The organism is Rubrivivax rivuli, assembly GCF_004016505.1.
Lineage (GTDB): Bacteria > Pseudomonadota > Gammaproteobacteria > Burkholderiales > Burkholderiaceae_C > Rubrivivax > Rubrivivax rivuli.
The window spans coordinates 62,723-82,829 of record NZ_SACR01000004.1; the positions used below are offsets into that span (position 1 = coordinate 62,723).

At 71.4% G+C, this 20,107-nt stretch carries 19 protein-coding genes and 1 tRNA gene; 10 read left to right on the top strand and 10 right to left on the bottom strand.

The window, feature by feature from the left end; genetic code table 11:
• The first annotated feature begins 85 nt into the window (after positions 1-85).
• Positions 86-508 (top strand): hypothetical protein, encoded by a 423-nt coding sequence (locus EOE66_RS12655; protein WP_128229073.1) that lies wholly within the window; start codon positions 86-88, stop codon positions 506-508.
• A gap of 19 nt (positions 509-527) precedes the next feature.
• Here the strand turns inward: EOE66_RS12655 and EOE66_RS12660 are convergent, their stop codons facing one another.
• Together EOE66_RS12660 and radC are read right to left on the bottom strand one after the other, a co-directional pair.
• Entirely contained in the window at positions 528-1,172 is a 645-nt protein-coding gene (locus tag EOE66_RS12660; RefSeq protein WP_128229074.1) for a Smr/MutS family protein, read from the bottom strand.
• Between the two features lie 17 nt (positions 1,173-1,189).
• Positions 1,190-1,858 (bottom strand): RadC family protein, encoded by a 669-nt coding sequence (gene radC, locus EOE66_RS12665; RefSeq protein ID WP_128229075.1) that lies wholly within the window; start codon positions 1,856-1,858, stop codon positions 1,190-1,192.
• A 171-nt stretch (positions 1,859-2,029) separates the two neighbouring features.
• Here radC and EOE66_RS12670 point away from each other — a divergent pair, with 171 nt between their 5' ends.
• From EOE66_RS12670 to EOE66_RS12705, 8 genes are all read left to right on the top strand, one after another.
• Positions 2,030-2,485, top strand: a complete 456-nt coding sequence (locus tag EOE66_RS12670) for an FKBP-type peptidyl-prolyl cis-trans isomerase (RefSeq protein ID WP_128229076.1) — start codon at positions 2,030-2,032, stop codon at positions 2,483-2,485.
• Positions 2,485-3,453: a 4-hydroxy-3-methylbut-2-enyl diphosphate reductase gene (gene ispH, locus EOE66_RS12675; RefSeq protein ID WP_128229703.1), complete on the top strand. Its 969-nt coding sequence runs from the start codon at positions 2,485-2,487 to the stop codon at positions 3,451-3,453. The genes EOE66_RS12670 and ispH overlap by 1 nt, the downstream gene beginning before the upstream one ends.
• A gap of 105 nt (positions 3,454-3,558) precedes the next feature.
• Positions 3,559-4,857, top strand: a complete 1,299-nt coding sequence (gene serS / locus EOE66_RS12680) for a serine--tRNA ligase (protein ID WP_128229077.1) — start codon at positions 3,559-3,561, stop codon at positions 4,855-4,857.
• Between the two features lie 93 nt (positions 4,858-4,950).
• Positions 4,951-5,042 (top strand) — tRNA-Ser (locus EOE66_RS12685).
• Between the two features lie 47 nt (positions 5,043-5,089).
• Positions 5,090-6,055, top strand: a complete 966-nt coding sequence (locus EOE66_RS12690; RefSeq protein ID WP_128229078.1) for a hypothetical protein — start codon at positions 5,090-5,092, stop codon at positions 6,053-6,055.
• A gap of 110 nt (positions 6,056-6,165) precedes the next feature.
• Positions 6,166-6,726, top strand: a complete 561-nt coding sequence (locus tag EOE66_RS12695) for a Spy/CpxP family protein refolding chaperone (protein ID WP_164885088.1) — start codon at positions 6,166-6,168, stop codon at positions 6,724-6,726.
• Positions 6,727-6,788: 62 nt separating this feature from the next.
• Positions 6,789-7,499, top strand: coding sequence for a response regulator (locus EOE66_RS12700; RefSeq protein WP_164885089.1), 711 nt, complete (start codon positions 6,789-6,791; stop codon positions 7,497-7,499).
• A 45-nt stretch (positions 7,500-7,544) separates the two neighbouring features.
• Positions 7,545-8,930, top strand: coding sequence for a sensor histidine kinase (locus EOE66_RS12705; RefSeq protein ID WP_128229081.1), 1,386 nt, complete (start codon positions 7,545-7,547; stop codon positions 8,928-8,930).
• Between the two features lie 25 nt (positions 8,931-8,955).
• On the opposite strand, the gene EOE66_RS12710 is transcribed toward EOE66_RS12705, so the two are convergent.
• From EOE66_RS12710 to EOE66_RS12720, 3 genes are all read right to left on the bottom strand, one after another.
• Positions 8,956-10,386: an MATE family efflux transporter gene (locus tag EOE66_RS12710; RefSeq protein ID WP_128229082.1), complete on the bottom strand. Its 1,431-nt coding sequence runs from the start codon at positions 10,384-10,386 to the stop codon at positions 8,956-8,958.
• The gene (locus EOE66_RS12715; RefSeq protein ID WP_128229083.1) at positions 10,383-10,847 is read right to left on the bottom strand and encodes a DUF3717 domain-containing protein; all 465 of its coding nucleotides are present in this window, start codon (positions 10,845-10,847) and stop codon (positions 10,383-10,385) included. The genes EOE66_RS12710 and EOE66_RS12715 overlap by 4 nt, the downstream gene beginning before the upstream one ends.
• 79 nt (positions 10,848-10,926) lie before the next feature.
• Positions 10,927-11,133 carry a heavy-metal-associated domain-containing protein gene (locus EOE66_RS12720; RefSeq protein ID WP_128229084.1) on the bottom strand — a complete coding sequence of 69 codons (207 nt, stop codon included), beginning with the start codon at positions 11,131-11,133 and terminating at the stop codon, positions 10,927-10,929.
• Between the two features lie 99 nt (positions 11,134-11,232).
• Here EOE66_RS12720 and EOE66_RS12725 point away from each other — a divergent pair, with 99 nt between their 5' ends.
• Positions 11,233-13,710, top strand: coding sequence for a heavy metal translocating P-type ATPase (locus EOE66_RS12725; RefSeq protein WP_128229085.1), 2,478 nt, complete (start codon positions 11,233-11,235; stop codon positions 13,708-13,710).
• Positions 13,711-13,717: 7 nt separating this feature from the next.
• Here EOE66_RS12725 and pcaF read toward each other — a convergent pair whose 3' ends face one another.
• From pcaF to boxB, 5 genes are all read right to left on the bottom strand, one after another.
• Entirely contained in the window at positions 13,718-14,920 is a 1,203-nt protein-coding gene (gene pcaF, locus EOE66_RS12730; RefSeq protein ID WP_128229086.1) for a 3-oxoadipyl-CoA thiolase, read from the bottom strand.
• A 1-nt stretch (position 14,921) separates the two neighbouring features.
• Positions 14,922-16,457, bottom strand: a complete 1,536-nt coding sequence (locus EOE66_RS12735; RefSeq protein WP_128229087.1) for a 3-hydroxyacyl-CoA dehydrogenase — start codon at positions 16,455-16,457, stop codon at positions 14,922-14,924.
• Entirely contained in the window at positions 16,454-17,239 is a 786-nt protein-coding gene (locus tag EOE66_RS12740; RefSeq protein ID WP_128229088.1) for an enoyl-CoA hydratase-related protein, read from the bottom strand. Before EOE66_RS12740 ends, EOE66_RS12735 begins: the two co-directional genes overlap by 4 nt.
• Positions 17,239-18,507 carry a benzoyl-CoA 2,3-epoxidase subunit BoxA gene (gene boxA, locus EOE66_RS12745; protein WP_128229089.1) on the bottom strand — a complete coding sequence of 423 codons (1,269 nt, stop codon included), beginning with the start codon at positions 18,505-18,507 and terminating at the stop codon, positions 17,239-17,241. Before boxA ends, EOE66_RS12740 begins: the two co-directional genes overlap by 1 nt.
• A 67-nt stretch (positions 18,508-18,574) precedes the next feature.
• The gene (gene boxB / locus EOE66_RS12750; RefSeq protein WP_128229090.1) at positions 18,575-20,002 is read right to left on the bottom strand and encodes a benzoyl-CoA 2,3-epoxidase subunit BoxB; all 1,428 of its coding nucleotides are present in this window, start codon (positions 20,000-20,002) and stop codon (positions 18,575-18,577) included.
• Positions 20,003-20,107: the final 105 nt, after the last annotated feature.

Genomic DNA, 20,107 nt, shown 5'->3' on the forward strand with positions numbered 1-20,107 from the left:
CTACACTCGCAGGCGTGAACGACAGACATCCCGGCGACGCGGCCCCCCGCGCCAGCCCTCGCGCCACCTCAGGCAGGAGCCCCGCGTGAACCCGATCCTCCACCGCCGTTGGCGAAACCTGGGCCTGGCCCTGGGCACGGGCCTGCTGAGCGCCTGCGTGGTGGTGCCGCAAACCCGCGAGGTCTACGACGCCGACTGCAAGGTGATGAAGCGCCAGATGACGCTGCAGACGGCGCAGCTCGGCGGCTTCCAGAGCTGTGGCGACGACGCCTGCAAGGCGCTGCTGGTGGCTGCCGGCGCGGTGACGGCGGCCTCGGCGGTGGTCTCGGGCAGCGTGGCGCTGGTGGGCAACATGATCTTCTGGTTCGAGCGCCAGGGCCAGTGCGCGCGGGTGGCCTCGCCCCCACCCACCTCGCCGGCCGGGACCTCTGCCGCAGCGCCTGCTGCCGGCGCGATGGCGGCGCCGCAGTCCGAAGGCGCCGCTTCGGCGCCGGCCCTGCCGAACTGAGGCCTGCGGCCCGCCGGCGTCAGCCGACGGTGCCGGCCAGCAGCACGATCAGCGCCCCGGCGCCGCCTTGCGGGCCGCTGGCCTGTGCGAAGGCGATGACCTCGTTGCGCTGGCCCAGCCAGCGCTGCACCTTGCCCTTGAGCACCGGCTCGCGGCCGGGCGAGCCGTGGCCCTTGCCGTGCACCACGCGCAGGCAGCGGTGGCCGCGCATCACCGCCGTGCGCACGAAGGCCGAAAGCGTTTCTCGTGCTTCCTCCCGGCGCAGGCCGTGCAGATCGAGTTCGGCCTGGATGGCCCAGTGCCCGCGCCGCAGCCGCGTGACGACATCGGGCCCCACGCCGCTGCGGCGGAAACTCAGGCCGTCGTCGGTGAGCAGCAGCGATTCGATGTCCACCTCGTCGGACAGCGCCTCCTGCAGCGCGGCCTGCTCGTCCAGCAGGCGCTGGCGGGGCTCGGGCGACGGGCGGGGCAGCGAGGGCGGGGCCCGGTCGCTGGGCGGCAAAGGCGTCACCGGGCCCACGGCGTCGGCAAACAGCCGGCGCGCGCGCTCGGCCGCCAGGCGCGCGGCCTTCTCCTGCGCGGCGCGTTCGGCCGCCAGGCGCTCACGTTCGCGCAGCGCGGCGCGCACGTCCTTCAGCGCCTCCAGGCCCCGGCGGCGGGCCATCGCTTTCCCATCCGCCTTCACACCAGCCCCCGCTCGGCCATCGAGACCACCTGGCCGCGCCCCACCACCACGTGGTCGAGCACGCGCACGTCCACCAGCTGCAGCGCGCTCTTCAGCGTCTGCGTGAGGTACTCGTCGGCGCGCGAGGGCTCGGCCACACCCGAGGGGTGGTTGTGCGCCAGCACCACGGCGCCAGCATTGAGCTGCAGCGCGCGCTTGACCACCTCGCGCGGGTAGACGCTGGTTTGCGTGAGCGTGCCGCGGAAGAGTTCTTCCAGCTGCAGCAGGCGGTGCTGGGCATCGAGGAACAGCACCGAGAAAACTTCGTGCGGGCGGCCCGCGAGGTTCAGCGCCAGGTAGTCCTTCACACGCGCCGGGCTGTCGAACACGGGCGCGGCGGCCAGCTGCTGGGCCAGCGCGCGGCGCGCCATCTCCATCACCGCCAGCAGTTCGGCACGCTTGGCCGGGCCGAGGCCCTTCACGCCCTGCAGAGTCTCGGGGGTGGCGTTCAGCAGGCCGGCGTAGCCCTGGCACTGGGCCAGCACGTCGTCGGCCATGGCCACCACGCTGCGGCCGCGGTAGCCGGTGCGCAGCAGCAGGGCCAGCAGCTCGGCATCGCCCAGCGCAGCGGCACCGCGGGCGAGCAGCTTCTCGCGCGGGCGCTGGTCGGCGGGCAGGTGCTTCATGGGCGGGCCGGGCGGGGCTGGAAGGGGAGGTGCAAGGGGGAAAGAGGCGGCTCTTAGAATCTGCAGGCAGTCTATGCCAGGGGTGCCTTCGGGCGTCCCGCCCGGCGGCATGCCCCCAGACGGTGGCACCCCGGCCTACCGCTTCCACCGAGCTCACCCTCCGGCCCCGCCTTGAACCTCGTCCAGCCCGGCTCCTTCCTGACCCTGCACTACCGCCTGTCGGGCCCCGACGGCGCCACCGTGGTCAACACCTTCGACGACAAGCCGGCCACGCTGTCGTTGGGCACGGGCCAGCTCGCGCCAGCCATCGAAGAGCGCCTGCTCGGCCTGGCCGAGGGCACGCACACGCAGTTCGAGCTGCCGGCCGGCGCCGCCTTCGGCCCGCGCAACCCCGAGATGCTGCAGCGCGTGAAGCTGAGCCTGCTGCACCAGCTGGGTGAGCCCGATGCCGAGTACCAGGTGGGCGACGTGGTGGAGTTCCCCACGCCCGACGGCCAGGGCAGCTATGCCGGCGTCGTGCGCGAGACGGGCAGCACGGGCGGTGAGCCCTGGCTGCTTTTTGATTTCAACCACCCGCTCGCCGGCCAGCCCGTGCGCTTCGAGGTGAAACTGCTGGGGGTGCTGTGATCACCGACAAGAACGGCGAAGTGCTGCTGGCCGAACCGCGCGGCTTCTGCGCGGGCGTGGACCGTGCCATCGAGATCGTCGAACGCGCGCTGCTGAAGTTCGGCCGCCCGATCTACGTGCGCCACGAGATCGTGCACAACACCTACGTGGTGAATGACCTCAAGGCCAAGGGTGCCATCTTCATCGAAGACCTGGCTGACGTGCCGCCCGGCGCCACGCTGGTGTTCAGTGCGCACGGTGTGAGCAAGGCCGTGCGGGTGGAGGCGGCGCAGCGTGGCTTCCAGGTCTTCGACGCCACCTGCCCGCTGGTGACGAAGGTGCACGTGGAGGTGGCCAAGCTCGCCAAAGAGGGCTTCGAGTTCATCATGATCGGCCACAAGGGCCACCCCGAGGTGGAAGGCACCATGGGCCAGCTCAGCGACGGCATCTACCTCGTGGAAGACGTGCCCGATGTCGTGAAGGTGAAGCCGCGTGGCGACAAGCTGGCGGTGGTGACGCAGACCACGCTGAGCGTGGACGACGCGGCGGCCATCCTGGCCGAAGTGAAGCGCCTCTTCCCGCACGTGCGCGAGCCCAAGAAGCAGGACATCTGCTACGCCACGCAGAACCGGCAGGACGCCGTGAAGGTGCTGGCGCCCAAGGTCGACGTGGTCATCGTGGTGGGCAGCCCCACCAGCAGCAACAGCAACCGCCTGCGCGAACTGGCCGAGCGCCTGGGCACCGAGGCGCACATGGTCGAAGGCGCGCAAGACCTGCAGGAAAGCTGGTTCGAAGGCCGCCAGCGCGTGGGCCTGACGGCCGGCGCCAGCGCGCCCGACGTGCTGGTGCAGGCCGTCATCGACCGCCTGCGCGAGTTCGGCGCCACCAGCATCCGCAACATGGACGGCGTGGTGGAAGACGTGCACTTCCCGCTGCCGCGCGGCCTGGGCCACCGCAGCATGGCCGACGTGCCGGTCTCCCGATCCTGACAACCGCCGCTGCCCTGCCCCTGGCATGACAACGGCGCCCCGCAGGCGCCGTTTTCTCGTGCCGAACCCTCTGCCGACAGACACACCGCATCCAAGGACACCGCCATGCTCGACCCCAACCTGCTGCGCCGCGAGCTCGACACCGTGGTGGCGCAACTGCAGCGCCGCAAGAACCCCCAGCCCTACCTCGACGTGGCGCGCTACGGCGCGCTGGAAGCCGAGCGCAAGGCCATCCAGACCGAAACCGAGCAGCTGCAAGCCCAGCGCAACGCCGCCAGCAAGCAGATCGGCATGCGCAAGGGCAAGGGCGAAGACACCACGGCGCTGATGGCCGAGGTGGCCGGCATCGCCGACCGCCTGAAGGCCGGTGCCGAGCGGCTCGATCAACTGCAGGCCGAACTGCTGGCGCTGCAGCAGGGCCTGCCCAACCTGCCGCAGGCCGACGTGCCCGAAGGCGCCGACGAGACCGGCAACGTCGAGCAGCGCCGCTGGGGCACGCCTGGCACCTACGACTTCACGCCGCGCGACCACGTCGACATCGGCGCCGCGCTGGGCATGGATTTCGAAACCGGCGCGCTGCTCAGCGGCAGCCGCTTCACCTTCCTGCGCGGGCCCATGGCGCGGCTGCACCGGGCGCTGGCCCAGTTCATGCTCGACAAGCAGACGCTGGAGCACGGCTACACCGAGTGCTACACGCCCTACATCGTCAACCGCGAGGTGCTGGAAGGCACGGGCCAGCTGCCCAAGTTCAAGGAAGACATGTTCTGGGTCAGCCGCGGTGGCGACGAGACGCAGACCGAGCAGTACCTCATCAGCACCAGCGAGATCAGCCTCACGAACACGGTGCGCGAGCGCATCCTGGAGGCCGAGGCCCTGCCCATCAAGCTGACGGCGCACAGCCCCTGCTTCCGCAGCGAAGCGGGCAGCGCCGGGCGCGACACGCGCGGCTTGATCCGCCAGCACCAGTTCGACAAGGTGGAGATGGTGCAGGTCACCACCCCCGAGACCAGTGCCGCGGCGCTGGAGCAGATGGTGGGCCACGCCGAGGCCGTGCTGCAGGCGCTGGAGCTGCCCTACCGCGTGGTGCTGCTGTGCACCGGCGACATGGGTTTCGGCAGCCAGAAAACCTACGACCTGGAGGTGTGGCTGCCGGCGCAGAACACCTACCGCGAGATCAGCAGCTGCAGCAACTGCGGTGATTTCCAGGCCCGGCGCATGCAGGCGCGTTTCCGCAACGCGAGCGGCAAGACCGAGTTCGTGCACACCCTCAACGGCAGCGGCCTGGCCGTGGGCCGCGCGCTGGTGGCAGTGCTCGAGAACCACCAGCAGGCCGATGGCTCGGTGCGCATTCCTGCCGCGTTGCGCCCCTACATGGGCGGCGCCGAGGTGCTGCGCGCGGCCTGAGCCTGTCGGCACGGGCGAGGCCTGGGCTAGAATGCGTGGCTTCGCTTGACGCGAGACCACAGGCCGGTGCTGCAGCGCCAGCCCCGGAACATCGGAGAGATGGCAGAGTGGTCGAATGCACCGGATTCGAAATCCGGCGTACTGGTCCTCCAGTACCGAGGGTTCGAATCCCTCTCTCTCCGCCAGTGATGCCCGGGGCCGTGTGCCCGGCCGCTGCAGAATCCCTGCCCTGATGCGCGCCCCCGACTCCACCCCCTGCACCCGGCTGTCGGTGCCGGCCGCCTTGCTTGCCGGTGTGCTCCTGGCCGCTTGCGCCACGCCGGCGGTCGATGTGGTGCCTGTGCCGTCCAATCCTGCCGAGTTCATCACCTGGGATTGCGCACGCCTGCACGACGAGCGCGATGCTGTGCAGCAGCGTGCAGCCGATGTCGCCTGGGCCGTGGACGAACGCGCCGGCAACAACATCCTGGCGCTCGGCATGGGCGTGGCGGTGTTCTGGCCCGCCATGCTGGCCTTGCGGCCCGAGGGACTGGAGCATGCTGAACTGGCTCGGCTGAAGGGCCGATTCGAGGCGCTCGAAGCCGCGGCCGCGCAGAAGAACTGCCCACCGCCTGGCGTCGAACTGCCCGCTGCGCGCATGGCCGCTCTGCCGCTGGCCTTGGGCGAGCACCTGGTCTACGAAGACCGGCCGCGCGCCCGCGGGCCGGCCACCGAATGGGCGCTGCAGGTCGGCGCCTTGCGCCGCACCGAAACCGAGTACCGCCGCCGCGCCGACGGCAAGCCGCCCGCCGCCGCGCCCACCGGCACCTGGCTGCAAGACCGGGCCGGCAACATCACCCAGGCGCCCGACGGTGCCCTGAGCTGGCCGCGCCTGCTGCGTGGCGAGCTGAGCTTGGGCGCGGTGACGGCCGGCGAGATGCGCGTGGTGGGTGATGCCTACACCCGCGCGCGACTGCGTGGCCAGGTGGTGGCCGTGGGGCCGCAGACCGTGGCCGGGCGTCGCTTCGATGTGATCGTGCTCGAGCTTTTCGGCGATGCCCAGCGTGGCGACACCACCACGCGGGTGGACGGCGCGATGGTGATCGACCGTGCCAGCGGCGTGCTGCTGCGCCTGGACCTGCGCAGCGCGATCAGCGAGTTCTCGTTGCAGCGGCGCCTGGTGCGCGTGGAGGCCGCGGCGCCGGCTGGCGGCGGTTGAGCCCCGCGTTCGCCCGCCGCGGCAGGACACACATCTTTACCGGGCCCGCACAGCCGCGATACCGCCGGCCCGCACAGTCCATCCCATCGACCACCCTGAGGATGACGCTGATGAACACCCGCCCCGCCGCCTTCGCCCCCCGCCCCGCCCTGCGCTTGATGGCCGCCACGGTGTTGGTGGCCCTGGCCGCAGCCACCGCCCAGACCGCGCAGGCCCAGCCTGCCGGCGAGCCCCACGGTCCGCGTCACGGCATGCGCCACGGCGGCCCCGACATGGGCCTGGACAACCCGCGCATGGTCGAGCGCATGCTCGATGCCGTCAGCGCCAGCGCCGATCAACGCGCGCAGGTCAAGCAACTGACCGATGCTGCGCGCGCCGAGATGCGGGCGCAGCACGACTCGGGCCGCCAGCTGCGCGAGCAGAGCGCTGCGCTCTTCGCCCAGCCCACGGTGGACGCCCGCGCCGCCGAGGCCCTGCGCCAGCAGATGATGGCCCGCCACGACCAGGCCAGCAAACGCCATCTGCAGCTGATGCTGGACATCAGCCGCGTGCTCACGCCCGAGCAGCGCAAGCTGCTGGCCGACCGCATGCTGCAGCGCCGCGCGATGGTGGAGAAGCAGCGCGGCGAGAAGGGCCCGCGCCCCGCCGCTGGCACCAAGCCGCAGACTTGAGTCTTGGTGCGGGCGGGCAGGCGCTATGCTGAAGCGCAGCCTGCCCCACGCGCCCTGCCGAGATGCCGATGAGCCGACTGCTCCTGATCGACGACGACACCCGCCTCACCGACATGGTGGGCGGCTACCTGCGCCAGAACGGCTACGAGGTCGAGACCGCCGGCTCGCTGGCCGCCGGCCGCGAACGCCTGAAGCACACGCCGCCCGACGCGCTGCTGCTCGACCTGATGCTGCCCGACGGCGACGGCCTCGACTTCACGCGCGAGCTGCGCAGCGACGCACGCTTGCGTCGCCTGCCGCTGTTGATGCTGACGGCACGCGGCGAGCCCATGGACCGCATCGTCGGCCTGGAGCTGGGCGCCGACGACTACCTGCCCAAGCCCTTCGAGCCGCGCGAGCTGCTGGCCCGGGTGAAGGCCTTGCTGCGCCGCGCCGCGCCCGAGGCGGGTGACGACGAGGTGCTGCGCTTCGGCCGCCTGGAAGTGGACCTGGGCGCGCGCCAGGCCCGCCTGGCCGGCCAGGCCTGCGACCTCACCAGCCACCAGTTCGAGCTGCTGACGGTGCTGGCGCGCAGCCCCGGGCGCGTGCTCTCGCGCGACCAGATCATGGACGCGCTGAAGGGCCACCCGCTGGAAGCCTTCGACCGCAGCATCGACGTGCACATCTCGCGCATCCGCGCCCTCATCGAAGACGACCCGAAGAACCCCAAGCGCGTGCTGACGGTGCGGGGCGCGGGCTACGTCTTCGCGAAGAAGCAGGACGCCGAGGCTTGAAGGCCGCTGCGGTCCACCGCTTGGGCGTGATGCCCGGTCCCTGAGATGCGTTCGCTCTACGTCCGCATCTACCTCACGGTGCTGGCCGTGCTGGCGCTGTTCGCCGGCATCTCGGGCTGGGTGGTGCAGCGCCACCTGGAGGGCCAGCGCGAAGAGCAGCGCCAGGTCATGCAGAGCGCGGTGCGTGAACGTGCCGAGGCCTGGGCCGAACTGCTGCAGCGTGCGCTGCCGCCGCCCGAAGCCTCGCGCGAGGCGCAGACCGAGGCGCTGCGCGAGTGGTCGCAGCGCCTGCGCCTGCCGATGGCGCTGGACGATGCCGAAGGGCGCCGCATCGGCGCTTCCGACAGCTTTCTGCGCCGCGAGGCCGAGAACCCCGGGGGCGTCGGCGCCCGCGTGCAGCCGCTGCGCCTGGACGATGGCCGCACGCTGTGGGTGCCGCGCCTGGCCGGACTGGCCGGGGGCTTGCGCGCCGCGGCCGCCGCGCGCGGCCCGGGCGAGGCCCGCCCGCCCGATCGACCGCTGGCCTGGCTGCCGCCGGTGCCGGGCCTGCCCGGGGCCCCGACGGTAGGCGGAGGCTGGGGCCTGGTGGCCTTCCTGGTGGTGCTCTTCCTGGCCGTGGGCGCCGGTGCGTGGCCTGTGGTGCGCCGCCTCACGCGCCGGCTGGAGGCGCTGAAGCAGGGCGTGGAGGCCTTCGGTGCCGGCGCGTTGCACCAGCGGGTGGCCGAAGACGGCCGCGACGAGGTGGCGGCCGTGGGCGCCAGCTTCAACCGCGCGGCCTCGCGCATCGAGGCGCTGCTGCGTTCGCACCAGAGCCTGCTGGCCAATGCCAGCCACGAGCTGCGTTCACCGCTGGCCCGGCTGAAGATGGCCGTGGCCATGCTGGAAGACGCCGCACCACCGCAGCGCACGGCGCTGCGCAAGGAGATCGAGACCAACATCGCCGAGCTCGACGCGCTGGTGGAAGAGGTGCTGCTGGCCAGCCGCCTGGACGCCAGCGCCGTGCTCGAGGTGCGCGAGCCCGTGGGCCTGCTGGGCCTGGCCGCCGAAGAGGCCGCCCGCGTGGGCGCGCAGGTGCAGGGCGAAGACCTGAGCGTGCGCGGCGACGAACGCCTGCTGCGCCGCGCGCTGCGCAACCTGCTGGAGAACGCGCGCCGCTACGGCGGCGGCGACATCGAGGCCAGCGTGCGGGCGCTTGCAGGCGGCGGTGCCGAGCTGCGTGTGTGCGACCGCGGCCCCGGGGTGCCCGAGGCCTACCGCGAGCGCATCTTCGAGGCCTTCTTCCGCCTGCCCGGCCATGCCGAACGGGAAGGTGGCGTGGGCCTGGGGCTGAGCCTGGTGCGGCAGATCGCCGAGCGCCATGGCGGCCGCGTGCGCTGCGAGGCGCGCGAAGGGGGCGGCAGCTGCTTCGTGCTGACGCTGCCGGCGGGCTGACGTCTGCCCGCGGCCGGCAGCCTGCTCAGGCCGGGGCGGCCTGCTGGGCGTCGCGCTGCTGCCGCATCATCCACAGCATGAAGGCGCTCAGCGCCACGCCGGCCACCACCAGCCCGGCGGTCGCAGCCACCCAGTAACCGGGCGCGCCCTGCAGCGCGACGGGCACCTGACCGCTGACGTTGAAGGCCAGCTGGTAGCCGCCGCCCAGCCCCACGCCCCACAAAGCGGCCACGTAGATCAGCACCGGCACCGTGGCGATCTTGTAGGCGCGCAGCACGAAGGCGGCAATCGTCTGCGCCGCGTCGGCCACGTGGAAGACGGCCAGCCAGGCCACCAGTGGCAGCGCCGCGGCCAGCACGGCGGCGTCTTGCGAGTACAGGCCCAGCACCGGCGCGCGCAGCACGTAGACGGCCGCACCCATCACCGCCGCGATGGCACAGCCCAAGGCCAGGCCGTGCCAGCCCAGGCGGCGCGCGTCGGCGTGGTCGCCGGCGCCGATGCGCTGCGCCACCAGCGTGCCGGTGGCATTGGCCAGGGCCAGCGGCATCATGAACAGCAGCGAGACCATGTTGACGACGATCTGGTGCCCGGCCACCGGCGTGGTGCCCAGCCGCGCGATGAAGATGGCCATGAAGGCGAAGCCCGTCACCTCCACCAGGATGGCCGCGCCCATGGGCACACCCAGGCGCAACATGGCCAGCAGGCGGGCGCGCTCGGGCCGGTGCAGGCCGTGGCCCGTGAGCGCGAAGCGTTGGTAGTAGGGGTCGCGCCGCACCAGCATGAAGGCGGCCAGCGCCTGCGCCCACATCGCCAGCGCGGTGGCGATCCCGCAGCCCGTGACGCCGAGCGCCGGCAGTCCGATCGAAGGCACGCCGAAGACCAGTGCCGTGCTCAGCGGCACCTTCAGCGCCAGGCCGCCGAGCTGCAGCACCATCACCGCCTTGGGCCGCGACACGGCGGTGTTGAAGGCGCGGTACACCGTGAACAGCAGCGAGGCCGGCAGCGAGAAGGCCAGCGCCAGCAGGTAGCCGCGCACCTTCTCGCCCACCTCGGGGCTGGCCTGCGCCAGCGCGAGGAAAGGCGCCGGAAAGACCAGCAGCGTGCTGCCCAGCAAGGCCAGCGCGAAGGCGATCCACAGCGCCTGGTGCACCTCGTGCCCGGCCTCGGCATCGCGGCCGGCGCCGTGCAGCTGGCCGACGATGGGTGCCAGCGCCATCAGCACGCCCATGAAGCCGATGAAGACGGTGATGTAGGCCGCCGAGCCCACCGCCAGCGCGGCCAGGTCGTTGGCGCCGGCGCGGGCCACCAGCAGCGTGTCGATGGTGGCGAAGGCCAGCACCGAGACCTGGCCGATGAACACCGGCCAGGCCAGCGGCACGATGCGGCGCAGGCTGTCGGCCCAGCGCGCCGTTCGTGCGGCGCGGGCCGACGCGGTGGTGCCGGCCTGCCGCGTCAAGCGCCGGGGGCCGCGGGCGGCGCGAAGGCCTCGGCCGGTGGGTGGTCGGCGCCGCTGGCGCGCTGCGCGCGTTCGGCGTAGCGGTTGAAACGCCAGGCCGTGCCTTCCATGGTGATGCGGCGCCAGACGCTGCGTTTCTCGCCCGGCGTGTAGGCCGGCCAGTGCTGCACCTCGTCGAAGCTGCGGCCGCAGCCCTTGCAGGTTTCGTCACCCTGGCTGGTGCTGCAGATGGCGATGCAGGGCGCGTCGGGCGTGGTGCTGTACCAGGCCAGCCAGGCTTCCTTCGCGCGGCGCGGCATGCTGGCTTCGTCGCACAGCGTCTCGCGGTAGTACACCATCAGCGCGTACACCTCGGCCAGCGCACGCACCTCGGCGCAGGCGCTGATGCCATCGGGCGAGGGTGAGCGCTCTCGCCACCAGTTGATGGCGGCTTCGATGTCGGTGATGTGGAGGCCGGCCATGGGGTGCGGGGGAGGGGGCGGTGAGTGTACCCAGGCCCCCGCCGGCCTGCAGATGGCCGGTGTGCGGCGCGGGCTGGGCTCAGCCGGCGGTGGCGGGCGTGGGGGCGTAGCCGGCGGCCGTGAGCGCGGCCGCGAGCGTGGCTGGGGGTACGTGGCTGTCGATCTGCACGCTGTGGCTGGCGAGGTCGGCCTTCACCTGCGCCGCGGGGTCGGCGGCGAGTACGGCTTCGGTGATGCTGCGCACGCAGTGGCCGCAGGACATGGCGGGAATCTGGAAGATGGTCATGGTTTATTGCGCTCCATGGGCTTGATGTGAGGCAGAAGGGCGCCAAGTCAAGCTGCCTATCATGCCCTTCGTCCCTGCGAGCGCTTGCCGTCCCCTTTCATGAACACCTCCACCCTGGCCGCTGCGGCGCCCCCCACCGCCGCCGGCCCCTGGCGTGAACTGCGTTTCGCGGTGGGCGGCATGAGTTGCGCCTCTTGCGTGGGCCGTGTCGAGAAAGTGGCCCTGGCCCAGCCTGGCGTGGCCGCGGCCAGCGTCAACCTCGCCAGCGAGGTGCTCACGGTGCAGGTGCGGCCCGGCTTCGACGCGCACATGCTGCAGGCGGCGGCCACGAAGGCCGGCTACCCGCTTTCGATCAGCACGCTGACGCTGGGCGTGGAAGGGATGAGTTGCGCCTCTTGCGTGGGCCGCGTGGAAAAGGCCTTGGCGCCGCAGCCTGGCGTGCTTGCGGTGAGCGTGAACCTGGCCAGCGAAACGGCCACCGTCACGCTGGCCGCCGGCCCCGACGCCGCCAACCGCGCCGCGCTGGTCGCGGCGCTCAAGAAGGCCGGGTACGGCCTGCGCGCCCCCGCCGCTGGCGAGGCCGCGGCAGGTAAGGGCGCCGCCCCGGCACGGCGCCTGACCGACGGCTGGCGTGTGGTCATCGCTGCGCTGCTGAGCGCGCCGCTGGTGCTGCCCATGCTGCTGCAGCCCTTCATGCCCGATGCGCACCTGATGCTGCCCGGCCTCTGGCAGCTCGCCCTCTCAGCGCCAGTGCAGTTCTGGCTGGGCGCGCGCTTCTACCGCGCCGGCTGGGGCGCCTTGCGTGCCGGCACCGGCAACATGGACCTGCTGGTGGCCCTGGGCACCAGCGCCGCCTTCGGGCTGAGCCTGTGGCTGCTGGCGCAGGCCGGCTGGGGCGGCATGCCGCACCTCTACTTCGAGAGCTCGGCCGTCGTCATCACGCTCGTGCTGCTGGGCAAGTGGCTGGAAGCGCGCGCGCGGCGCCAGACCACCGCGGCCATCCGGGCGCTGCAGGGCCTGCGCCCCGAGACCGCGCGCGTGCGCAGGCCCGGGGGTGACGTGGATGTGCCGCTGGCCGAAGTGCAGCCCGGCGACCTGGTGGTGGTGCGCCCCGGCGAACGCGTGGCCGTGGACGGCGTGGTGCTGGAAGGCGAGAGCGAACTCGACGAAGCGCTGATCAGCGGCGAGAGCCTGCCCGTGCCGCGCGGCCCCGGCAGCGCGGTGACGGGCGGCGCCGTCAACGGCAATGGCCTGCTGCTGCTGCGCACCACCGCGGTGGGCGCCGAGACCGTGCTCGCGCGCATCGTGCGGCTGGTGGAAGCGGCGCAGGCCGGCAAGGCGCCCATCCAGCGCACGGTGGACCGTGTCAGCGCCGTCTTCGTGCCCGTGGTGCTGGGCATCGCGCTCGTCACGCTGCTGGCCTGGGGCCTGGGCACGGGCGATTGGGAACACGCACTCATCAACGCCGTGGCGGTGCTGGTGATCGCCTGCCCCTGCGCCCTGGGCCTGGCCACGCCGGCCGCGCTGATGGCCGGCACGGGCGTGGCGGCGCAGCACGGCATCCTCATCAAGGACGCGCAGGCGCTGGAAGCGGCGCACCGCCTGCGCGTCGTCGCCTTCGACAAGACCGGCACGCTCACAGAAGGCCGGCCCGCCCTGGTGGCCGCGGGCGCGGCCAATGACGACCGCGCCTCGCTCCTGGCCGTGGCCGCGGGCCTGCAGGCCGGCAGCGAACACCCGCTGGCGCGCGCCGTGCTGCAGGCGGCCCAAGCCGAAGCGGCGGGCCAGGTGATGATGAGCGGCGTGCGCGCCGTGCCCGGCCGCGGCGTGGCCGGCCGCGCCGGCGGGCCCGAGGGCCTGCTGGTGCACCTGGGCAGCCAGCGATGGATGCAGGAAAGCCGGGTGCCGCTGGACGCGGTGGCCGACGAGGTGGCGGCCCAGCAGACCCAAGGCCGCACCGTGAGCTACCTGGCCGCGATGGACGGCACGCCGCGCCTGCTGGGCTGGCTGGCCTTTGCCGATGCGCCCAAGCCGGGCGCTGCCGCGGCGGTGGCGCAGCTGCAGGCCCTGGGTGTGCAGGTGGTGCTGATCTCGGGCGATCAGCGCGCCAGTGCCGAGGGCGTGGCCGCGGCCGTGGGCATCACCGACGTGCGGGCCGAGGTGCTGCCGGCCGACAAGGCGCGCATCGTGGGTGAGCTGAAGCAGATCGGCCCGGTGGCGATGGTGGGCGACGGCATCAACGACGCACCGGCCCTGGCGGCCGCCGACGTGGGCCTGGCGATGAGCAACGGCCTGGGCTCGGGCAGCGACGTGGCCATGCACGCGGCCGGCATCACGCTGATGCGCGGCGACCCGGGTGGGGTGGCCGAGGCCATTGCCATCAGCCGCCGCACCACGGCCAAGATCCACCAGAACCTGTTCTGGGCCTTCGCCTTCAACAGCATCGGCATCCCGCTGGCGGCCTTCGGGCAGCTGAGCCCGGTGATCGCGGGTGGGGCGATGGCGCTGAGCAGCGTGTTCGTGGTGAGCAATGCGCTCTTGCTGCGGCGCTGGCCGGGCGCCGCCAGGAAGGCCTAGCGCCAGTTCAGACGCGCTCCAGCACCAGCGCGATGCCCTGACCGACGCCGATGCACATGGTGCACAGCGCATAGCGACCGCCGCTTCGGTGCAGCTGGTTCACCGCCGTGGTGGCCAGGCGCGCGCCGCTGGCGCCCAACGGGTGGCCCAGGGCAATGGCGCCGCCATTGGGGTTGACGCGCGGATCGTCGTCCTGCAGGCCAAGATCGCGCAACACCGCCAGGCCTTGCGCAGCGAAGGCTTCGTTGAGCTCGATCACGTCCATCTGCGCGAGCGTCAGGCCCGTGAGTGCCAGCACCTTGCGCGTGGCCGGTGCAGGGCCGATGCCCATCACGCGCGGCGCCACGCCGGCTGTGGCCATGCCCACGATGCGCGCGCGTGGCGTCAGGCCGTGCTGCGCGGCCGCGGCCTCGCTGGCCAGCAGCAGGGCGCAGGCGCCGTCGTTCACGCCGCTGGCGTTGCCGGCCGTCACCGTGCCCTCGGGCCGCACGATGGGCTTGAGCTTGGTCAGCGCCTCCATCGAAGTGGCACGCGGGTGTTCGTCCTGGCTGACGACCACCGCCTCGCCCTTCTTCTGCGGCAGCGTCACCGGGCAGATCTCGGCGTCGAAGAAGCCGGCCTGCTGCGCGGCCACGGCCTTCAGCTGGCTGGCGAGCGCCATGCGGTCTTGCGCCTCGCGTTCGATCTTCCAGTCCACGGCCACGTTCTCGGCCGTCTCGGGCATCGAATCGACGCCGTACTGCTCCTTCATCAGCTTGTTGACGAAGCGCCAGCCGATGGTGGTGTCGTACACGGCGTTGTCGCGGCTGAAGGCCGAGGTCGCCTTGGGCATCACGAAAGGCGCGCGGCTCATGCTCTCCACACCGCCTGCGATCATCAGCTGCGCTTCACCGGCCTTGATGGCGCGCGCAGCGCTGCCCACGGCATCGAGCCCGCTGCCGCACAGACGGTTGATCGTGGCGCCGGGTACGGCGATGGGCAGGCCGGCCAGCAACGCCGCCATGCGCGCGACGTTGCGGTTGTCTTCACCGGCCTGGTTGGCGCAGCCGTAGAGCACGTCGGCCACCGCCCCCCAGTCCACTTTCGGGTTGCGCGCCATCAGCGCCTTCAGCGGCAGCGCGGCCAGGTCGTCGGTGCGCACGGAAGACAGCGCGCCGCCGTAGCGGCCGAAGGGGGTGCGCTGGGCGTCGCAGATGTAGGCGTGGGTCATGTCAGGCGTTCTTCGTGGTGAGTGCGCGGCGTCGCAACCAAGGGCTCAAGCGATAGCGCTCGCCGCGGTAGTGTGTGTCCAGCGTGTCGATGAGCGCGGTCACTTCGGCGACGCTCCAGCGCGCCAGGAACTCGAAGGGCCCCGCGGGATAGTTCAGGCCCAGCTTCATGGCCGCATCAGCACCCTCGGGCGTGCACACGCCCTGCAGCACCGCATCGGCGCCTTCGTTGATCAGCATGCCCACGGTGCGCGCCACGACCAGGCCGGGCGTGTCGGCCATGGGCAGTGGCGCGAAGCCCAAGGCGGCCAGCCAGGCGTGGGCCTGCGTGCGCCACGCGGCGGGGCAGCTCTCGGCCACGGCCACCGCCACGGCGGTGCCGGGGGCGGTGCTGAACGGCCGGTCGAACACGGCGATGTCGCTGCGTTGCAAGTCGGCGGCGAGTTCGGTGGCCGTGCGGCCGTCGGTCAGCATGAGGCGCGCACCGTCCACTTCCAGGCCGGTCCAACCGCTGTTGCGCAAGCGTGCCGGGCCCCAGCCTTGCGGGGCCAGCGCCGCGGTGGCGGCTTGCTCCAGGTGGTCGGCGATGGGGCCCTCGCCATGCACCGTCACCTCGCGCGCGGTGGCGGGGGCTTCGGTCACGGCCACGGACAGGCCGGCGTTCTCGGGCTTGCCATCGCGGTAGCTGTAAAAGCCGCGCCCGCTCTTGCGGCCCAGCAGGCCGCCGGCCACCATCTCGGCCTGCAGCAGGCTGGGCATGTAGCGCTTGTCGAAGAAGTTGGCCGCGTAGACCGAGTTCGTCACCGCGAAGTTGGTGTCGTGGCCGATCAGGTCCATCAGCTCGCAGGGCCCCATGCGGAAGCCCGCGCCGCGCAGGCAGGCGTCCAGCACCGCGGGCGTGGCCGCCTGCTCCAGCAGCAGCGCCAGGGTCTCGGCGTAGTAGGGCCGGGCGATGCGGTTGACGATGAAACCCGGCGTGCTCTTCGCGTGTACCGGCGTCTTGCCCCAGGCGGCGCTCAGCTCGAAGAGGGCCTCGGCCACCGCGGGCTCGGTCTGCAGGCCCGAGACCACCTCCACCAGTTTCATCAGCGGCACGGGGTTGAAGAAGTGCATGCCCACCAGCCGGCCCGGGTGCTGCAGGCCGCCCGCGATGGCCGTGACGCTGATGCTGCTGGTGTTGGTGGCCAGCACGGTGCTGGCATCGCACAGGCCTTCCAGCTGCGCGAAGAGGGCGCGCTTGGCGTCGAGGTTCTCGACGATGGCTTCCACCACCAGCGCCACGCCAGCGGCTTCTTGCAGGGTGGCGATGGGCGTGATGCGCGCCAGCAGCGCCTGCACCGCGTCGGCCGACATGCGGCCCTTGGCCACCAGCGCATCCAGCGCGCCGGCCATCCTGGCCTTGGCTGCGGCTGCGGCGCCTTCGCGCGTGTCGAACAGGCGCACGGCGTGCCCGGCCTGCGCCGCCACCTGCGCGATGCCCGCGCCCATGATGCCCGCGCCCACCACGCAGACGGGGGCGCCACTCAGTTTGATCGTCATAACGGAATCCAGTTGGCGGGGCGCTTGCCCAGGAAGGCCGCGAAACCCTCGCGCGCCTCTTCGGTGCCGCGCACGCGGGCGATGGTCTGTGCCGTGAGTTCCACGGTCTCGGGCGTGATTTCGCCCACCGGCAGTTGCGCGAACAGCGTCTTGATCTCGCGCTGCGCGTTCGGGCCGCCGGCCAGTAACTGCAGCAGCATCTCGTCGACGGCGGCGTCCAGTTGTTCGGGCGCCACCACGCGCTGCACCAAGCCGAGGGCCAGCGCTTCGTCGGCGCCGATGCGTTCGGTGCTGAGCGCGAGCCGCCGCGCCTGGCGCTTGCCCACGGCCTGGATGACATAGGGCCCGATCACCGCCGGCAGGATGCCGAACTTGGCCTCGCTCACCGAGAAGCTGGCGCTGCTGGACGCGATGGCGATGTCGCAGGCCGCCGTGAGCCCGAAGCCCCCGCCGAGCGCGGCGCCCTGCACACGCGCCACCGTGGGTTTCGGCGAGGCTTCGATGCGCGCCAGCATGCCCGCGAAGCGCCGCGCATCGGCCACGTTCCATTCGAGGCTGGCGGTGCTGGCGCGCTGCATCCACTGCAGGTCGGCGCCGGCGCTGAAGTGCTTGCCCTCGCCGGCCAGCACGATGATGCGCACGCTGTCGTCTCCGATCAGCTGCGCGAAGGCGGCGTCCATCTCGCCGATCATGGCCTCGTCGAAGGCGTTGAAGACCGCCGGCCGGGCCATCGTCACCTGCGCCACGCCGGGGCGGCGCACTTCGATGCGCAGCGTCTCCATCAGTAGGTTTCCAGGTGCAGGCGGCCTTCGCGCTTCATCGAGGCGCCGACGGTTTCCCAATCGAGCCCGGCGTCCTTGGCGATGTCGCGCAGCGCCAGCACCACGCCTTCTTCCATGGCCTTCAGGCCGCAGACGTAGAAGTACGCGTTGGGGTCGGCCAGCAGTGGCGCCAGGTCGGCGGCGCGTTCGCGCATGGCGTCCTGAACGTAGCGCTTGGGCGCACCCGGCGTGCGGCTGTAGGCGAAGTTGCAGTCGATGAAGTCTTTCGGCAGGCCTTGCAGCGGGCCGAAGTAGGGCAGTTCTTCCTGCGTGCGGGCGCCGAAGAACAGCATCAGCTTGCCGCTCTCGAACCTGCCCGCACTGCGCAGGCGGCGCCGGTGCTCGGTCATCGCGCGCATGGGCGCCGAGCCCGTGCCGGTACAGATCATCACCAGGTGGCTCTTCGGGTGGTTGGGCATCAGGAAGCTGCTGCCGAAGGGGCCGATGACCTGCACCTGGTCGCCCACCTGCGCATCGCACAGGTAGTTGCTGGCCACGCCGCGCACGGGCCGGCCCTGGTGGTCTTCCAGCACACGCTTCACGGTGAGGCTGGCGTTGTTGTAGCCCGGGCGCTCGCCGTCGCGCGGGCTGGCGATGCTGTACTGGCGCGGGTGGTGCGGCTTGCCCTTGGCGTCCACGCCCGGCGGGATGACGGCGATGCTCTGGCCTTCCAGCAGCGGGAAGGGCGTGCCGCCGAAGTCCAGCACGATGTGGTGGGTGTCGTAGTCGCTGCCCACCTGCGTCACGCGCACGTTGCCGGCCACGGTGGCAGTGATGAACTTCTCCGCCGCCTTCGGGCCGTAGAGGTTGGTGTACGGGTGCGCGGCCGACCACGGCGGCAGCGTGCTGCCGTAAGCGCTGCTGTTGAAGCCCTCGGCGACAACCGGCGCCGCCACGGGCTCGGGCACAGCCACCGTGGCGGTGTCGCTACCGGCCTCGGCCAGCAGTTGCTCACGCGGCAGCTCGGGCGGCAGTTCGCTCCAGCCCAACTGCTCTTCCACCGAGTACACCCGCACGCGCGGCATGCTGCGGTAGTTGTCGATGCTGCCCGTGGGGCAGGGCGAAATGCAGGCGTTGCACCAGTTGCACTTCTCCGCGTCGACCACGTAGTTGTTGCTGTCGTGCGTGATCGCGCCCACCGGGCACATCGTTTCGCAGGTGTTGCAGCGGATGCAGATCTCGGGGTCGATCAGGTGCTGCTTGATGACGGCGTTGTCGGCCATGTCCATGGGGTGTCTCCTTCAGCAAAAAGGGGCCGGTGGGCCCCTTGTCGCACGCTCTCGATGATGGCGCAGCTCAGTTGAAGCGCACGTACTCGAAATCCACGGGCTGGCGGTTGATGCCCATGACCGGAGGCGCGATCCAATTCGCGAACTGGCCCGGCTCCACCACACGCCCCATCAGGCTGGCCACGAAAGCCCGGTCGCCACCGCTGGGCAGCCAGTGGTCGACATTCGCCTTCCACTCGGCCTCGCTCACCACGCGGCCGTCGGGCGCCACCTTCACGCCCTTGAGCGCGCCGATGTTGCGGTGGAAAGCCTTGTGCGGCACGCTCAGGCGCGTAGGGATGCCCGCCTTCTCCAGCACCTTGTTCCAGCGGTTCACGCCGGCCACGCTGTCGGTGATGTAGTCGTCGCGCAGCACTTCGTTCAGGGCGTTGAGCATGGGCACTTCCTTCTCCACGAGCTGGCCGTTCTTGGCTTCCAGCACGCGGTAGGTCTGGCCCTTGAGCACGTGGTCGTCCACGCGCTTGCCTTCTTCGTAGCGGCCCTTCAGGCCGCTGCTGTAGAAGGTGGCGGCGTTGCTGCTCTCGTCGGCACCGAAGAGGTCGATGGTGACGCTGAAGTGGAAGTTGATATAGCGCTGGATGGTCGGCAGGTCGATCACGCCGGCGTTGCGCAGGGTCTGCACGTCGTCGGTCTTCAACTCGTTCATCTTCTGCGCCGTGCGCTGGATGACTCGGCTGATGCCGCTCTCGCCCACGAACATGTGGTGGGCTTCTTCGGTCAGCATGAACTTCGTGGTGCGGGCCAGCGGATCAAACGCGCTCTCGGCCAGCGCGCACAGTTGGAACTTGCCGTCGCGGTCGGTGAAGTAGGTGAACATGAAGAAGCTCAGCCAATCCGGCGTGGCTTCGTTGAAGGCACCCAGGATGCGCGGGTTGTTCTGGTCACCGCTGCGGCGCTCGAGCAGCGCCTCGGCTTCTTCGCGGCCGTCGCGGCCGAAGTGCTTGTGCAGCAGGTAGACCATGGCCCACAGGTGGCGGCCTTCTTCCACGTTGATCTGGAAGAGGTTGCGCAGGTCGTACATGCTGGGCGCGGTGTTGCCGAGGTGGCGCTGCTGCTCCACCGATGCCGGCTCGGTGTCGCCCTGCGTCACGATGATGCGGCGCAGGTTGGCGCGGTGCTCGCCGGGCACGCTGTCCCAGGCCTTCTCGCCCTTGTGGTCGCCGAAGTGGATGGTGCGCTCGGCGTCACCGGGGTTCATGAAGATGCCCCAGCGGTAGTCGCGCATCTTCACGTGCCCGAAGCTGGCCCAGCCTTGCGGGTCGACGCTGACGGCCGTGCGCAGGTAGACGTCCATGTCGGTGGAGCCTTCGGGCCCCATGTCGTCCCACCAGTTGATGAAGTTCGGCTGCCATTGCTCGAGCGCGCGCTGCAGCGTGCGGTCTTCGCTCAGGTTGACGTTGTTGGGGATCTTCTCGCTGTAGTTGATGCTGCTCATGCAAGTCTCCTGGTGGTGTATCAAGCGGCCGCCGCGGAACCGGCTTTGCCGGGCCGCTGGCGGCGCCCCTTGAGGGGAGCGCCGTCAGGCGCTACGGGGTGGTCG

What these genes read in the sequence shown, in the direction of transcription:
- EOE66_RS12690 (WP_128229078.1), top strand. Translation starts at nt 5,090, where the DNA reads ATGCGCGCCCCCGACTCCACCCCCTGCACCCGGCTGTCGGTGCCGGCC.
- EOE66_RS12725 (WP_128229085.1), top strand. Translation starts at nt 11,233, where the DNA reads ATGAACACCTCCACCCTGGCCGCTGCGGCGCCCCCCACCGCCGCCGGC.
- EOE66_RS12720 (WP_128229084.1), bottom strand. Translation starts at nt 11,133, where the DNA reads ATGACCATCTTCCAGATTCCCGCCATGTCCTGCGGCCACTGCGTGCGC.
- radC (WP_128229075.1), bottom strand. Translation starts at nt 1,858, where the DNA reads ATGAAGCACCTGCCCGCCGACCAGCGCCCGCGCGAGAAGCTGCTCGCC.
- EOE66_RS12715 (WP_128229083.1), bottom strand. Translation starts at nt 10,847, where the DNA reads ATGGCCGGCCTCCACATCACCGACATCGAAGCCGCCATCAACTGGTGG.
- EOE66_RS12740 (WP_128229088.1), bottom strand. Translation starts at nt 17,239, where the DNA reads ATGGAGACGCTGCGCATCGAAGTGCGCCGCCCCGGCGTGGCGCAGGTG.
- EOE66_RS12735 (WP_128229087.1), bottom strand. Translation starts at nt 16,457, where the DNA reads ATGACGATCAAACTGAGTGGCGCCCCCGTCTGCGTGGTGGGCGCGGGC.
- EOE66_RS12660 (WP_128229074.1), bottom strand. Translation starts at nt 1,172, where the DNA reads ATGGCCCGCCGCCGGGGCCTGGAGGCGCTGAAGGACGTGCGCGCCGCG.
- pcaF (WP_128229086.1), bottom strand. Translation starts at nt 14,920, where the DNA reads ATGACCCACGCCTACATCTGCGACGCCCAGCGCACCCCCTTCGGCCGC.
- EOE66_RS12695 (WP_164885088.1), top strand. Translation starts at nt 6,166, where the DNA reads ATGAACACCCGCCCCGCCGCCTTCGCCCCCCGCCCCGCCCTGCGCTTG.
- boxB (WP_128229090.1), bottom strand. Translation starts at nt 20,002, where the DNA reads ATGAGCAGCATCAACTACAGCGAGAAGATCCCCAACAACGTCAACCTG.
- boxA (WP_128229089.1), bottom strand. Translation starts at nt 18,507, where the DNA reads ATGGACATGGCCGACAACGCCGTCATCAAGCAGCACCTGATCGACCCC.
- serS (WP_128229077.1), top strand. Translation starts at nt 3,559, where the DNA reads ATGCTCGACCCCAACCTGCTGCGCCGCGAGCTCGACACCGTGGTGGCG.
- EOE66_RS12700 (WP_164885089.1), top strand. Translation starts at nt 6,789, where the DNA reads ATGCCGATGAGCCGACTGCTCCTGATCGACGACGACACCCGCCTCACC.
- EOE66_RS12705 (WP_128229081.1), top strand. Translation starts at nt 7,545, where the DNA reads ATGCGTTCGCTCTACGTCCGCATCTACCTCACGGTGCTGGCCGTGCTG.